The following is a 14,732-nucleotide window of genomic DNA, read 5'->3' as shown; positions in this document are numbered from 1 at the left end:
CGTCCGGCCGGTGAACGCCGGAGACCACCCTGTCGTCGAACGCCTCTGGCTGATGTTCCGGCACGACATGGCCGACTTCCAGCCCGGGCTGCCCAGCCCCGACGGCACCTACCACCAGCACCGGCTGCGCGCGGCGCTGGAGGACGACGACTGGGCGGCCTACCTGTTCACCAGCGGCGAGCACCCCGTCGGTTTCGCGTTCGTGCGCGGGCTGTCCGGCCCGGGGCGCGTGCTGAACAGCTTCTTCGTCGTACGCGGCGCGCGCCGGGGCGGCATCGGGCTGGCCGCCGTGCGCGAGGTGATCTCCCGCCACCCCGGCCCCTGGCAGATCGCCTTCCAGGACGCGAACACGTCCGCCGTCGCGTTCTGGCGGCGCGTGGCCGGCGAGCTGGCCGGCGCGGAGTGGACGGAGGAACGCCGGCCCGTGCCGAACCGGCCCGACGTTCCCCCGGACGCGTGGATCTCCTTCACCACCTTCCCCCGGCGGGAGGCTCAGGCGGGGGCGTAACCCGCCGGCCGGGTGGTGAACGCGCCCCGGCCCTGCGTACGGCTGCGCAGCCGGGTCGCGTACCCGAACACCTCGGCCAGCGGCACCACGGCGGTGATCACCACCGTGCCGGCCCGCGCCGTGGAGCCCGACACGCGCCCGCGCCGCGCCGCCAGGTCGCCCAGCACCGTGCCCGCCATCTCGTCGGGCACGGTCACCGTCACCTCCACCACCGGCTCCAGCAGCACCATCGCGCACGAGCGCAGCGCCTCGCGCAGCGCCAGCCGGCCGGCGGTGCGGAAGGCGAGCTCGGAGGAGTCCTTGACGTGGGTGGCGCCGTCGGTGAGCGTCACCCGCAGGCCCGTCACCGGATGGCCGCCGAGCGGCCCGTCCGACAGCGCGTCACGGCAGCCGGCCTCGACCGCCCGCACGTACTCGCGCGGCACCCGGCCGCCCGTCACCGCCGAGGCGAACGCGAACCCCTCGTCCAGCGGCTCGACGTCGATCACCACGTGCGCGAACTGCCCGGCGCCGCCGTCCTGCTTGACGTGCCGGTACAGCAGCCCGGACACGCCGCGCACGACGGTCTCCCTGAACGACACCTGCGGCCGCCCGAGGCCGACCTCCAGCCGGTGGTCGCGCCGCAGCTTCTCCGCCGCGACCTCCAGGTGCAGCTCGCCCATGCCGGACAGCACGGTCTGCCCGGTCTCGGCGTCGGTGCGCACGGCCAGCGAGGGGTCCTCCTCGGCCAGCCGGGCCAGCGCCGCCGCCAGCCGGCCGGCGTCGGCGCCCCGGCGCGGCTCGACGGCCACCGACACCACCGGCTCGGTCGCGCCAGGCGGCTCCAGCAGCAGCGGCGCGCCCGGCGCGCACAGGGTCGTCCCGGCGCGGGCCGCCTTCGGCCCGGCCACCGCGACGATGTCCCCGGCCACCGCCCGGTCCGTCTCGGCGTGCCGGTCGGCCTGCACGCGCAGGATGCGCCCGACCCGCTCGGCCCGGCCCGCGCCCGCGTCCAGCACCGTGTCCCCCTTCCGCAGCGTGCCCGAGTAGAGCCGCAGGTACGTCAGCCGCCCGGTCGCGCCCGCGCTCACCTTGAACGCCAGCGCGGCCAGCGGCGCCTCCGGGTCGGCGGCCCGCTCCTGGCCGTCCTGCCCGCGCACCGCCGGCACGTCCAGCGGCGAGGGCAGATACCGTACGACGGCGTCCAGCAGCGGCTCGACACCCCGGTTCCGGTACGCCGAGCCGCACAGCACCACCACGCCCGCGCCGCTGCGGGTCAGGTCGCGCAGCGCGGCGGCCAGCGTCGCCTCGGAGATCGACGGCTCGGCGCAGAACTCCTCCAGCGCGCCGGGATGCAGCTCGGCCACCGCCTCCTCCAGCGCCCGGCGCCGCCGCCGCGCCTCGGCCAGCAGTCCGTCCGGCACCGGACCGGCCTGGCACTCGCCGCCGGACCACACCAGCGCCCGCATGGCGAGCAGGTCGACCACGCCGGCGAAGCCGTCCTCGCGCCCGATCGGCAGCTGCACGACCAGCGGCGCCGGATGCAGCCGCCGCCGGATCGACTCGACCGCCGCGTCGAGGTCGGCGCCGGCCCGGTCGAGCTTGTTGACGAACGCCACGCGCGGCACGCCGTGCCGGTCGGCCCGCCGCCACACCGACTCGCTCTGCGGCTCGACGCCGGCGACGCCGTCGAACACCGCGATCGCGCCGTCGAGCACCCGCAGCGAGCGCTCCACCTCGTCGGAGAAGTCCACGTGGCCGGGGGTGTCGATGAGGTTGATCCGGTGCCCGTCCCACGCGCAGCTCACTGCGGCGGCGAAGATGGTGATGCCGCGGTCGCGCTCCTGCGGGTCGAAGTCGGTGACGGTCGTGCCGTCGTGCACCTCGCCGCGCTTGTAGGTGGCGCCGGTCAGGTACAGCATGCGCTCGGTGACGGTGGTCTTGCCGGCGTCCACGTGGGCGAGGATGCCGAGATTACGGACGGTGGCCAGGGGGTTGGAGACTTGAGCACGCACGGCCCATGACCCTTTCGGGATGATCGTGGACAGGACGGCGCGATTGGCCCGCCGAAAGTGAGGTCTTCGTCAGGGCAGCGTCCAGTGACGGCCGCGCAGCCGGCACCGGGGCGACGAAGACACCAGGATCACCTCGTAACGCGACGGGGAGACCACGGCAGCGGTGCTGTTGCGCACGGCCGGCTCCCTTCCCTCGTCACGTCGCCGATCGCCTCTCGGCTCGCGCCCTGCCGGCGCGTCGATGGCTGTCGGTGGCTGTCAGTGGCTGTCGATGGCTTCGGGTGGCGACTGTAATGAGGCGGGCGGGGCGCGGGGAAACGATTTTTCCGGATCTTTGCCGGCCGCCGGAAGGGGGAGCTTCACCACGCGGACGCCTGGCTGCCCCCGACGCGAGACTCGCTCGTCATTTCGGCGTGTCGACATAGGCGGCGAGGCCCTCTGCAGGGAAGGACGCGCGCCCATGACGATCTCACTCGACACCGGTTCCCCCGACACCCGTCGCTACACGGTCGGCATGGCGACCGGCGCGGCCGACGTCCAGGCCGCCCAGCGGCTGCGGCACGCGGTCTTCGCCGGGGAGATGGGGGCGCGGCTCGACAGCCCGGTCTCCGGCCTGGACGCCGACCGGCTCGACGCCTACTGCGACCACCTCCTCGTACGCGACGGCGCGCAGGTCGTCGGCACCTACCGGCTGCTGCCCCCGGGACGCGCGGACCGGCTCTACGCCGAAGGCGAGTTCGACCTGGCCGGCCTCGCGCCCCTCAGGAAGGGCCTGGTCGAGGCCGGCCGCACCTGCGTGCACCCCGACCACCGCGACGGCACCGTGGTCGCGCTGATGTGGGCGGGGATCGCGCGGTACATGGTGTCCGGGGGACACCAGTGGCTGGCGGGCTGCTGCTCGGTGCCGCTCGGCGACGGGGGCGCGGTGGCCGCCGGGGTGATGGCGCACGTGCCGCTGGGGCCCGAGGAGCACCGGGTCAGGCCGCTGCGCCCGTGGCGGCCCGGCCGCGCCGCGCCGCCCGACCGGTTCGTGCCGCCGCCGCTGCTGCGGGGGTACCTGCGGCTGGGTGCCTGGGTGTGCGGCGCGCCGGCGTACGACCCGGACTTCGGCACGGCCGACTTCTTCCTGCTGCTGTCCATGGCCCAGGTCAACGCCCGCTACCTGCGTCACTTCCTCGGACAGCCCCTGTGAGCACCCTCCTCCCACCCCCCGCCGGGCACCAGACGCCTCCGCCCGGGACTCCGCCGCCGGATCACGCCCCCGCCCCCGCCGTCGCCCCCGCCCCCGGCCGCGTCTCCGGGACGCGGGGAACCCGTGGCGGCCGGTGAGCCCGTGCACGCCCGGCGCCTGCGTGGGGGAGCCGGTGGCCGCTGCTCAGACCAGGCCCGCTGCTCAGACCAGGCCCGCTGCTCAGACCAGGCCCGCTGCTCAGACCAGGCCCGCTGCTCAGACCGGGCCCGCTGCTCAGACCGGGACCGGTGGCGCCGAAACAGGGGCCGGCGCCGCCGCGGGCGCGCAGGTCCACCCGGTCACGCTGCGCTACCGCGAAGGCGCCGCGCCCTCCGCGCCGGCTGGTCGTCGAGGTACGCCTGAGTCCCCCCATACGGGCCACCGCCGCCACCCGGGCGGAACTGGCCGAAATGTGCGGATCCCAGGTGCGCGGCGGCCTGCCGGGCCACCACGGGCCCCCGCCGGGAGGAGAAGGCGTTTGATGCCACCAGGACGATGGTAGGGGCCTATTTAGCAGGGGATATGGAGATCGCCCCGCTAGTAGGAGCCTTCTACAGGAGAAGGCATGACAGGCGGTCTCCGCGGTTGAACGAGACCGCCGGATCGGGGGAACCCAATGCGCAAGACGCTCACCGGGCTGGGCCTGGCGTTCTTCTTGACGCTAGTCCCGGCCTCCGCGGCGATGGCCGACGACCAGCCGGTCGCGCCCGTCGCGCAGAGCCAGGTAACACCCGCACCGCAGGACAACAACCGGGACGACGGTGGCGGCAACGCGGGTCTGTGGGGCCTGCTGGGCCTGCTCGGCCTGCTGGGCTTCGCCGGCATGCGCAAGCAGCGCAACCACGTCGGCACCGCGGAACACATGGGCCACCGCACCACGCGCCCGTAACGGGTAGCGCGGCCCCGGCCGCCGGCCGGGGCCACCATCCGGCGTGGCACGGCTGCCGGCAGGTCGGCCGTGCCACCTGATGGCGTCCGCCCGGCCGCTGCCCGCCGGCCGGCGTCCGGGCCGACCGGCTTCCGGGCTGACCGGCTTCCGGGCTGACCGGCTTCCGGGCTGACCGGCCGGCTTCCTATCCAGCCGGTCCGTTTCCGTCTGAGCCGGTCCGTTTTCCGTACGGGGGCAGTCAGCGGAGCACGTGATGGAGCCCGGCGAACGCCCGCTCCAGCACGGACGGCGCCAGGACGGAGCCGGGCGGCCCCTCGGCGACGAGCAGTCCTCCGTCGAGGAGCAGGCAGTGGTCGGCCCGCCGGGCCGCCGCCAGGTCGTGCGTGACGTGCACGATCGTGACGCCGCGCACCTTCGCCCGGTCCAGCACGTCGGCGATGTGCTGCTCCGCCCGCACGTCCAGCCCGGTCGCGGGCTCGTCCAGCAGGAGCAGCTCCGGCTCCTGGGCCAGCCCCTGGGCGAGCAGGACGCGCTGGCGCTGCCCGCCCGACAGCGTGCTCAGCCGCCGCCCGGCCAGCGCCGCGACGTCGAGGGCGGCCATGCACTCCTCGACGATCGACCGGTCGTGCGCGGTCAGCCGCCGCCACGGCCCGCGTGACGCCCAGCGGCCCATCGCCACCGTCTCCCGCACGGTGATCGGCAGGGCGTCGGAGACCGCGTCACGCTGGACGACGTATCCGGGGCGGCCCGTGACGCCGAGCCGGACCGTGCCGTGCGACGGGCGTACCGTCCCGGCCAGCACTCCCAGCAGGGTGGACTTGCCCGAGCCGTTCGGGCCCACGACGGCCGTCACGCCCGCGCGGGGCAGCCGGGCGGACAGCCCGCGCAGGACCGTCCTGCGGCCGTAACCCGCCGTGACCTCGCTGATCACGACCGCCTCGCCGTCCTCCACGCGACCTCCACCTGACCTCGGCTCGAAGACTCGGCTCGCGAGCCCGACTTGAAAGTGACAACGGTTTTCATTGTAGAGTCTTGGGTCATGGATTGGTTGTTTGACCCCTTTCAAGTGACTTTCGTGCGGCAAGCGCTCTGGGCGGGCATCCTCGTGTCGCTGCTCTGCGCGCTCGCCGGGACGTGGGTGGTGCTGCGCGGCATGGCGTTCCTGGGCGACGCGATGTCCCACGGGATGCTGCTGGGCGTGGCGCTCGCCTCGATGGCGGGGGTGAACATCCTGATCGGCGCGCTGCTCAGCGCGGGCGGCATGGCGCTGGGGGTGAGCCTGCTCGGCCGCTCGCCGCGCCTGTCGCAGGACACGAGCATCGGCCTGCTCTTCGCCGGGATGCTCTCCCTGGGCGTCATCGTGGTCTCGCACTCGCAGTCGTTCGCGGTGGACCTGACCGGGTTCCTGTTCGGCGACGTGCTCGCGGTCGGCGGGCAGGACCTGGCCGGGCTCGGCGCGGCCCTCGCGGTCACCGCCGCCGTCGCCGCGCTCGGGCACCGGCTGTTCGTCGCGCTCGCCTTCGACCCGCGCAAGGCCCACACGCTGGGCCTGCGTCCCCGGGTGGCGCACGTCCTGCTGCTCGGGCTGGTCACGGTGGCGATCGTGGCCTCGTTCCACATCGTCGGGACGCTGCTGGTGTTCGGCCTGCTCATCGGGCCGCCCGCCGCCGCCGCGCTGTGGGCCCGCAGCATCCCCGGGATCATGCTCGGCGCGGCGCTGCTCGGCATCGCCGCGACCGTCATCGGGCTGGTCGTGTCGTGGCACGCGGCCACGGCGGCGGGCGCCACGATCGCCGCGGTGGCGGTGGGGCTGTTCTTCCTGTCCGCCCTGGGCGACCTGCTGCGCCGCCGGCCCGCCCGCCTCGCCGGGGCGGTGGCGCGATGAGGCCGGGGACGACGCCGGGGACGACGCCGGGGACGACGCCGGAGACGCGGCGAGGGTCGAGGCCGGGGATGAGGCCGGAGACGCGGCGGGGGGCGAGGCCGGGGCTGCAGGCGCTGGCCGTCCTCGCCGCCGGGCTGCTGCTCGCGGGCTGCGCGCCGGGAAACGGTGGCGCCGCCCGGGAGGGCGCGGGAAGCGGCGGCCCAGCTGCGCAGGCGGGTGGCGGCGTGGCCACGCAGGAGCCGCAGGCGGGCGGCGGCACGGGTGAGGCGGTGCCGCACGGTTACGTCGAGGGCGCCGAGGAGATGCCCGAGCAGCAGTCCCGCCTCGTGCTGGCCGACGGCGGCCCGGACGGCCGGGCGCACGTGCTCGACCTGCTCACCGGGCGGACCACCGCGGTCGCCGACGCGCCCGACGTGCGCGACATCACCGACGACGGCCGGTACGCCTACCTCACCACGGGCGCGGGCACGCTGCGCGTCATCGACGGCGGCGGCTGGACCGTCGACCACGGCGACCACGTCCACTACTACCGCACCGCGGCCCGGGAGCTCGGCACGGTCACCGGGCGGCCGCCGTACGAGGTCCATGGGGACCCGGCGGTCACCGCCGTCCGCTCCGGCGACGGCACGGCCACGCTGTTCGACCGGGCCCGCATGGACCAGGGCGAGCTCGTGGAGACGGGGCGGCTCACCGGGGTCGCGGCCGTCGTGCCGTACCGGGAGCGGCTGCTGGTCGCCCAGGACGGCGCCGTACAGGTCCGGGACAGGACCGGCGGGACGGTCGCCGAGGCCGGCACGTGCGCGGACGCGGAGGGCACGGCGGTGACCCGGCGCGGCGTCGTCTTCGGCTGCGCCGACGGGGCGCTGCTGGTCACCGAGAAGGACGGCGCGTTCGAGGGCGTGAGAATCCGCTACCCGCGCGGCACGGAGGCGGGGGAGCGCGCGAAGGCGTTCCGGCACCGGCCGGGCAGCTCGACGCTGGCCGCGCGGGCCGGGAAGGCGGGCACCTGGGCGCTCGACGTGACCGCCCGGACGTGGCGGCTGCTGAAGACCGGGCCGGTGGTGGCGGTGTGCGCCACGGGCGAGGACACGCCCGTCCTGTCCCTGACGGCGGACGGCGTGCTGCAGGCTCACGACCCCCGCTCGGGCGAACGCACCGCCACCGGAAAACTCCTCACCACCCAACCTGCCGGTTCCGCACCACGCAGTCCCACACCAGGCGGTGATGCGGCGGGCGGCTCCCACGGGGAGGCGGTCGCCGGGGCGCCGGTGATCCAGGCGGACACCAGCCGGGCCTACGTCAACGACCCGGCCGGGCGGACCGTGCATGAGATCGACTACAACGACGACCTGCGGCGCGCCCGTGCCTTCGAGCCCGGCTTCGCGCCCGCGCACATGACGGAGACCGGCCGATGAGCGTGCTGACCCGGCTCCTGGCGGCGATCGCGCTCGTGGCGGCGGCGGCCGGCTGCGCGGGCGGCGCGGGCGGCGCGGCGGGCGACCGGACCCCCAGGGTGGTCGTGACGACCAACATCCTCGGCGACGTCACGCGCGCCGTCGCCGGCGGCGAGGCCGAGGTGACGGTGCTGATGAAGCCGGACTCCGACCCGCACTCGTTCGGCGTCTCGGCCAAGGAGGCCGCGCTGATCGAGGACGCCGACCTGATCGTCTACAACGGGCTCGGCCTGGAGGAGGGGGTGCTGCGCAACGTCGAGGCCGCCCGGCGGGCGGGCGTGCCCGCGCTGGCCGTCGGCGAGGGCGTCGGCCCCATCCGCTTCGCCGCCACCGCCGGCGAGACGGCCGGGCAACCCGACCCCCACTTCTGGACCGACCCCGGGCGCATGGCCAAGGCCGTGGACCTGATCGCGGAGCAGATCGTCACGCACGTGGCCGGCGTGGACGCGGCCGCCGTGCGGGCCGCGGCCGGAGCGTACCGGGCGCGGGTCGAGCAGCTCGACTCCTGGGTCGGGCAGCAGGTCGCGATCCTCCCGCCCGCGTCCCGCCGGCTGGTGACCAACCATCACGTCTTCGGCTACTTCGCCCGGCGGTACGGCTTCGAGGTCGTGGGCGCCGTGATCCCCAGCGGCACCACGCTGGCCTCTCCGAGCGCCTCGGACCTGAAGTCGCTCAAGGACGCCATCCGCCGCACCGGGGTCAAGGCGATCTTCGCCGACTCCTCGCAGCCCGACCGGCTGGCCCAGGTGCTCGCCACCGAGGCCGGCGTGGACGTCAAGGTCGTCCCCCTGTTCTCGGAGTCGCTGAGCAGCAGGTCACCGGGCGCGGCCACGTACCTCGACATGATCCGCAGCAACACGCGCGCCATGGTCGACGGCCTCGGCGGCCGTTGACATCCCCTCTTGCAGAAAGGTGCACCACACATGACCGTCCGCTCACGGATCGCCCCTCCGGCGGCGCTGCTCGCCGGAGCCCTCCTCCTCACCGCCTGCGGCGGCGGCGCCCAGGAGTCCGCGCAGGCCGCCCCCGCCACCTCCCCGGCCGCCCCCTCCACCCCCGCCACCTCCGCGACCACGGCGGCCGCCTCGGTGACGGCTCCGGTCGTCATGACGTACGACGGCGGCCTGCTGGTCGTCGACGGGCAGAGCCTGGAGGTGGTCAAGGACATCCCGCTGGCCGGGTACAACCGGGTCAACCCCGCCGGGGACGACCGGCACGTCCTGGTCTCCACCTCGACCGGGTTCCGCGTCCTCGACGCCGCCTCCGCCACGCTGAAGGCCGACGAGTTCAAGGGCGCCAAGCCGGGCCACGTCGTCAGGCACGCCGGCGTCACGGTCCTGTTCGCGGACGGCACCGGCGAGGTCACGATCTTCGACCCTAACGAGCTGGCCGCGGGCCTGCCGCAGGGGGAGACGTACAAGTCGGCCGCCGCGCACCACGGAGTCGCGATCAAGCTGACCAACGGCGAGCTCGTCGTCACCCTCGGCACCGAGGAGAAGCGCACCGGCATCGTCGTCCTCGACGCCGGCCGCAAGGAGATCGCCAGGAACGAGGACTGCCCCGGCGTGCACGGCGAGGCCACCGCCAAGGACGAGGCCGTGGTGATCGGCTGCGAGGACGGCGTCCTGATCTACCGGGACGGCCGGATCAGCAAGGTCGACAGCCCCGACGCGTACGGCCGGATCGGCAACCAGGCCGGCTCGGACTCCTCGCCCGTCGTCCTGGGCGACTACAAGAAGGACCCCGACGCCGAGCTGGAGCGGCCCACCCGGGTCTCCCTCATCGACACCGCCACCGGCGCCTTGAAGCTGGTGGACCTCGGCGCCAGCTACACCTTCCGCTCCCTGGCCCGCGGCCCCGGGGGCGAGGCCCTGGTGCTGGGCACGGACGGCGCCGTGCACGTGATCGACCCGGCCACCGCCAAGGTCGAAAGGCGCATCAAGGTGCTCGACGAGTGGAAGGAGCCCCTGGACTGGCAGCAGCCCCGGCCCAACATCTTCGCCCGTGACGGGCTCGTGTACGTGAGCGACCCGGCGGGCAAGCGGCTCCACGCCGTCGACCTCGCCTCCGGCAAGGTCACCAGGACGGCCACCCTGCCGCGGACCCCGAACGAGCTCACCGGCACGGCCGGCGCGCACTAGACACCACCTTCCGGGATCCGGCGAGGAGTGCCGCGCTTCCCCCCGGCGCGGGGCGGGCACTCCTCGCCCCTCCCCGTGACGGGCGCGCACCGATCGCGGGCCGCAGGCCGGCGGGCGTGCGAGGCGCCGGCGTTCACGACGGGATCACGTGGCCGACGCGGAAGAAGGCGTCCGGGTCGTAGGCGCGCTTGACCTCGCGCAGCCGCGCGTAGTCGGCCCGCGTGTACGCCGCCGCCGTCCGCGCGGGGTCGGCCAGGAAGTTCAGGAACGTGCCGCCGCCGGCGTACGGGCGCAGCTCCTCGGCCAGCCCGGGCACCACGGTGTCCACGATCACCGACAGCCTGGTGGAGCGGTGGCTCACGGGCCCCGCGTCCGGGCCCGGCCGGCTCATCGCGCCGCCCCAGTGCCGGATCTCCACGGTCTGGGCCGTCTCCGCCGCCCGCACCAGCGCGGCGAGCACCTCGTCGGGCACGGTGTCGAACAGGTCCAGGTGCCGGACCGGCGTGCCGCCCATGGCCGCCTCCGCGTACGTGCCCGGCCGCGTCTCGTCGAGCAGCGCGGGGCCCGCCGCCGCGTACAGCGGGGCGAGCAGCCGGCGGGCCTGCTCGGCCGGCCCGGCGTACAGCACCTTGAGCAGCACCACGTGCCTGCCGCGCACCGCCGCCGGCACCTGCTCGTCGTCGGGCATGCGCCTGAGCACGACCGCCGTGCTGATCTCGTCGGGCGCGTCGTCGATCCAGCTCCGGTACGCCTCCAGCGTCCGCGCCGCCGCCTCGATCGGGAAGTACACGAACCCCGAGAACACCTCCGGCACCGGGTGGAGCCGGAACTCCAGCGCGGTCACCACGCCGAACCCGCCCCCGCCGCCGCGCAGCGCCCAGAACAGGTCGGGGTGGCTGTCGGGGGCCGCCGTGACGTGCCGCCCGTCGGCCAGCAGCACCTCGGCCCGCAGCACGCCGTCGGCCGCGAAACCGTGCTTGCGGGCCAGCCAGCCGAGCCCGCCGCCCAGCGTGTAGCCGGTGACGCCGACCCCCGGCGCCGACCCCGACAGCGGCGCCAGGCCGAACGGAGCGGCGGCGGCGAGGACGTCGCCCCAGCACGCGCCGGGCCCCACGCGGGCCACACGGCGGGCCGGGTCCACCAGCACCGACGCCATCGGCGTGGTCCTGACCAGGATGCCGCCGTCGCACGGGGCGTGCGTGCCGTGCCCGGTGGCCTGGACCGCGAACGGCACGCCGTGGGCGCGCGCCGCCAGCAGCGCGGCCCGCACGTCACCGGCGCCGTACGCCTCGGCGACCAGCGCGGGGCGCGCGTCCACGGCCGGGTTCAGCGAGCGGCGCGTCTCGTCGTAGCCCGGCTCGCCCGGCAGGTGCACGGGCCCGGTGAAGCCGGGCAGGCGGATCTCGTCCCGGACGGCGGTGGTGCGGTACGGCTGGCTCATCTCTGCGGCCCTTCTCTGGCGTCTGCTCCGGCGATCTGGAACCACTGTCTCCGAGGGCGCTTACGGCCGCGTTCCCGTCGCCTTACCGCCGCCCGTAAGCCTCGTAAGCCTCACAAGGGCTCCAGGGGGCGGCGCATCCGCCGGCCGTCGTACGGCGGGTCGCTCAGGTGACCGGCACGATCTCCGCCCGGGTCAGGGCGCCGCGCTCGATGGTGAGCAGGCCCAGGGTGCCGTGCGGCTGGCGGCGGCGGTCGGTGGGGGAGCCCGGGTTGAAGATCCGCAGACCGTCGCCGGACTCGTCCAGCGGGATGTGCGAGTGGCCGAAGACCACCAGGTCCGCGTGCGGGAACCGGCGCCGCATGCGGGCCAGCCGGCCCTTGGCCGGGCCGCTGTCGTGGATCATGCCGACGCGCAGCCCGTCCAGGGTCAGCTCCAGCGTCTCCGGCGCCACCACGTCGGAGCCGTCGTTGTTGCCCTTGACGACGTGGACGGGTGCGTACGCGGCGAGTTCGTCCAGCACGAACGGCACGCAGACGTCGCCCGCGTGCAGGATGACGTCGGCGCCGCGCAGGTGCTCGGCCACGCGCGGCGGGCACTGACGCCAGCGCCGGGGCGCGTGCGTGTCGGAGATGGCGACGACCTTCACCCGCTCACTCCTGCCCACCCGCACCGGCCTCACCCTCGCTCACCTCGGCCCCCGCCGGCCTCACCTCGCCCCCGCTCGCCCGGGGCAGGTACGCGCGCGGGTCCCGGCGGCCTGGTCAGGCGGCGTACAGGTCGCGCAGCCAGCCGCGCCGGCGCGGCCCCTGGCCGGCCTCGCCGTCGAAGAGCAGGTGCGCGGCGACCATGGTGCCGCCGAGGCCCTGGAGGAAGCGGTACATCGCCCCGTCCGCCCGGATGCCGAGCGTGTGGGAGTCGCGGTGGTACACGACCCCTTCGACCCCTTCGAGACGCACCGCGTCCCCCACGGCGGGCGGCCCGCCCAGGGCGGCGTGCAGGCGCTCCCAGGCCGCCGGCCAGTCGGTGACGCGCGGCCCGAACTCGGTGACCGGCGTGGCCACCCGCCCGGCGAAGTGGCTCAGGTACTCCACCAGCGTCGCGAAGTACATCGCCAGGCCCCTGGACATGTACTCGAACTCGTCCTGCCAGTCGTCGCCCGGCAGGAACCCGCTGGTCACCATGCGGACCAGCGTGCTGCCCCGCTCCCGGCCCTCGATCATGAACTCGTAAGCCACGAACCGCCCGTCGTCGCCCTTCTCGCTGGCGTGGGCGAAGCGCCTGAGGGGCTCGGCGGCGGTGACCGCGGACGGGGCCAGGTCGAAGGAGCCGAACGCGGTGCGGACGACGCCGTCCGCCACCTCGCTGCGGCCCAGGAACCACGAGTCGATGCCCGGCCCCGTCGAGATGGCCTCCCAGACCTGCTCCGGGCTCGCCTCGACCAGGGCCTCCTGGGGCAGCTCGAAGTCGTGCCCCACGTCAGTGCTCCTTCTCGCCGCGCACGGAGGGATGGACCGCGACGATCATCCGATGCTCCCGCCCGCCTTCGGCGGATTCGTCATGATATTTGCTGATCAGTGAGGTCACGCACTGCGTCAGCTCCTCCGCGAACGCCGCCCGGTCGGCCGCCGACGCGAAGCGCACCTCGCCGTCGATGGCGAACGTCGCCACCCGCTTCTGCGCCTTCGCGGCCCCCGTGACCAGGGCGCCGACATCGCGTACGAGCTGCGCCGCCAGCGCCAGCAGCCAGCGCGCCGACAACCGGTCCGGCGACCTGGCGGGGTCGGGCTGCACGGCGGCCAGCGCGGTGGGCGAGATCACGAAGGAGGCGGCCGTGGCCTGCATGACGCGCTCGGTGACGTTGCCCTTCCTGCGCTCCTCGACCAGCTCCACCAGGCCGTGCCGCTCCAGCGTGCGCAGGTGGTAGTTGACCTTCTGCCGGGCCAGGCCCACCTTGGCCGCCAGCGACGTCGCCGAGCCCGGCTCCACCAGCGCGGCCAGCAGCTTCGACCGCATGGGGTCGAGCGACGCCTCGGCCGCCGCCGCGTCTTCGATCACCGCCACTTCGTGCATGGCCAAACGATCTCATCCGACAAAATTCATTGTCAAGACAGCTCCGCTGTTCGGCCCTTCATTCGCATCGGCCGGCGTCACCCGGGCGCGGGCTAGGCTCGTACGGTGGACAGTCCTGATCTTCACGACATCGCCGGTCGCCTGGCCGCGGTGCCCGGCGTGGTGGCCGTCGTGCTGGGCGGCAGCCGCGCCAGGGGCACGCACCGGCCCGACTCCGACATCGACCTCGGCCTCTACTACCGGGGCCGGCTCGCCATAGGGGAGCTGCGCGCGCTGGCCGGGGAGATGACCGGCGCGGAGACCGAGGTGACCGAGCCCGGCGGCTGGGGCCCGTGGGTGGACGGCGGCGGCTGGCTCACCGTGGACGGATGGCGGGTGGACTGGATCTACCGGGACCTCGACCGCGTGCACCGGATCTGGCGCGACTGCCGGGCCGGCGTCTACGAGCTCGGCTTCCAGGTCGGGCATCCGCTCGGCTTCCACTCCAGCGCCTACGCCGGCGAGGTGGCGCTGTGCCAGGTGCTCGCCGACCCCACCGGGGAGCTCGCCGCGCTGCAGGCCGAGACCGCCCACTACCCGCCGGCGCTGCGCGAGGCCCTGGTCGAGCGGCTGTGGGAGAGTGACTTCCTCCTGGCGTCCGCCCGGTACGCCGCCACCGGCCGCGACCCGGCGTACGCGGCGGGGTGCCTGTTCCGGGTGATCGGCGTGGCCTGCCAGGCGCTGCACGCGGCCGACGGGGCCTGGCTGATCAACGAGAAGGGCATGATCGCCTCGGCCGACCGGCTCCCGTCCGCGCCCAAGGGGTTCGGCGAGCGGGCGCAGGCGCTGCTCGCGTCGGTGGGGGAGACCCCTGAGGAGATCACCCGCACCATCGACGCGGCGGCCGGCCTCATCGCGGAGGTCCGCACCGCCTGCATCCCCTGACCTCCGCCCGCCCCGGGGGGGCGGGCGGAGGCGGCCTGGTCTCTCACGGGCCCTGCTAAACATCAGATGTCTGAGGACCTGATAGGTTGGCGGGCACGAACGTGAGGAAGGAGTGCGTGGTGGCGGGATCGTCCTTGTCGCGGCGCGGGTGTCAGGCGCCGCGACCGGAGGATGGCGGACGGGAGACCCGGGGGC

14 protein-coding genes are annotated in these 14,732 nt (G+C 74.9%); 8 read left to right on the top strand and 6 right to left on the bottom strand.

The window, feature by feature from the left end; all coding sequences use genetic code 11:
- Positions 1 to 10 precede the first annotated feature (10 nt).
- A complete protein-coding gene (locus IO39_RS23780) occupies positions 11 to 508 on the top strand; it encodes a GNAT family N-acetyltransferase (RefSeq protein WP_211267136.1) in 498 nt (165 codons plus the stop codon).
- Here the strand turns inward: IO39_RS23780 and fusA are convergent.
- A complete protein-coding gene (gene fusA / locus IO39_RS23775) occupies positions 493 to 2,502 on the bottom strand; it encodes an elongation factor G (RefSeq protein ID WP_043627306.1) in 2,010 nt (669 codons plus the stop codon). The genes IO39_RS23780 and fusA overlap by 16 nt on opposite strands.
- A 460-nt stretch (positions 2,503 to 2,962) precedes the next feature.
- Here fusA and IO39_RS23770 point away from each other — a divergent pair, with 460 nt between their 5' ends.
- Together IO39_RS23770 and IO39_RS23765 are read left to right on the top strand one after the other, a co-directional pair.
- Positions 2,963 to 3,694 (top strand): GNAT family N-acetyltransferase, encoded by a 732-nt coding sequence (locus IO39_RS23770; protein ID WP_043627305.1) that lies wholly within the window; start codon positions 2,963 to 2,965, stop codon positions 3,692 to 3,694.
- A gap of 655 nt (positions 3,695 to 4,349) precedes the next feature.
- Positions 4,350 to 4,622: a WGxxGxxG family protein gene (locus tag IO39_RS23765; RefSeq protein ID WP_052423286.1), complete on the top strand. Its 273-nt coding sequence runs from the start codon at positions 4,350 to 4,352 to the stop codon at positions 4,620 to 4,622.
- 238 nt (positions 4,623 to 4,860) lie between these two features.
- Here the strand turns inward: IO39_RS23765 and aztA are convergent, their stop codons facing one another.
- Positions 4,861 to 5,574 carry a zinc ABC transporter ATP-binding protein AztA gene (gene aztA, locus IO39_RS23760; RefSeq protein WP_043627302.1) on the bottom strand — a complete coding sequence of 238 codons (714 nt, stop codon included), beginning with the start codon at positions 5,572 to 5,574 and terminating at the stop codon, positions 4,861 to 4,863.
- An 87-nt stretch (positions 5,575 to 5,661) separates the two neighbouring features.
- On the opposite strand from aztA, the gene aztB reads away from it, so the two are divergent.
- The 4 genes from aztB to aztD all read left to right on the top strand — a co-directional run bounded on the left by aztB (position 5,662) and on the right by aztD (position 10,102).
- On the top strand, positions 5,662 to 6,507 hold the full coding sequence (gene aztB / locus IO39_RS23755; protein WP_043627298.1) for a zinc ABC transporter permease AztB: 846 nt from the start codon (positions 5,662 to 5,664) through the stop codon (positions 6,505 to 6,507).
- A gap of 68 nt (positions 6,508 to 6,575) precedes the next feature.
- On the top strand, positions 6,576 to 7,922 hold the full coding sequence (locus IO39_RS23750; RefSeq protein WP_043627297.1) for a hypothetical protein: 1,347 nt from the start codon (positions 6,576 to 6,578) through the stop codon (positions 7,920 to 7,922).
- Positions 7,919 to 8,854 (top strand): zinc ABC transporter substrate-binding protein AztC, encoded by a 936-nt coding sequence (gene aztC, locus IO39_RS23745; protein ID WP_043627295.1) that lies wholly within the window; start codon positions 7,919 to 7,921, stop codon positions 8,852 to 8,854. Before IO39_RS23750 ends, aztC begins: the two co-directional genes overlap by 4 nt.
- A 30-nt stretch (positions 8,855 to 8,884) precedes the next feature.
- Positions 8,885 to 10,102, top strand: coding sequence for a zinc metallochaperone AztD (aztD, locus tag IO39_RS23740; protein WP_043627292.1), 1,218 nt, complete (start codon positions 8,885 to 8,887; stop codon positions 10,100 to 10,102).
- A 133-nt stretch (positions 10,103 to 10,235) separates the two neighbouring features.
- On the opposite strand, the gene IO39_RS23735 is transcribed toward aztD, so the two are convergent.
- From IO39_RS23735 to IO39_RS23720, 4 genes are all read right to left on the bottom strand, one after another.
- Positions 10,236 to 11,543, bottom strand: a complete 1,308-nt coding sequence (locus IO39_RS23735; RefSeq protein WP_052423285.1) for an FAD-binding oxidoreductase — start codon at positions 11,541 to 11,543, stop codon at positions 10,236 to 10,238.
- Positions 11,544 to 11,706: 163 nt separating this feature from the next.
- Positions 11,707 to 12,189, bottom strand: coding sequence for a metallophosphoesterase family protein (locus tag IO39_RS23730; RefSeq protein WP_043627290.1), 483 nt, complete (start codon positions 12,187 to 12,189; stop codon positions 11,707 to 11,709).
- A gap of 115 nt (positions 12,190 to 12,304) precedes the next feature.
- Entirely contained in the window at positions 12,305 to 13,018 is a 714-nt protein-coding gene (locus tag IO39_RS23725; protein ID WP_052423284.1) for an SRPBCC family protein, read from the bottom strand.
- 1 nt (position 13,019) lies between these two features.
- A complete protein-coding gene (locus IO39_RS23720; protein WP_211267135.1) occupies positions 13,020 to 13,613 on the bottom strand; it encodes an ArsR/SmtB family transcription factor in 594 nt (197 codons plus the stop codon).
- A 105-nt stretch (positions 13,614 to 13,718) separates the two neighbouring features.
- Here IO39_RS23720 and IO39_RS23715 point away from each other — a divergent pair, with 105 nt between their 5' ends.
- Positions 13,719 to 14,537 (top strand): nucleotidyltransferase domain-containing protein, encoded by an 819-nt coding sequence (locus IO39_RS23715; RefSeq protein WP_211267134.1) that lies wholly within the window; start codon positions 13,719 to 13,721, stop codon positions 14,535 to 14,537.
- Positions 14,538 to 14,732 lie beyond the last annotated feature (195 nt).

Origin of the sequence: Nonomuraea candida, assembly GCF_000725485.1 — a bacterium.
Lineage (GTDB): Bacteria > Actinomycetota > Actinomycetes > Streptosporangiales > Streptosporangiaceae > Nonomuraea > Nonomuraea candida.
This window is presented reverse-complemented; position numbering and strand designations above follow the sequence as displayed.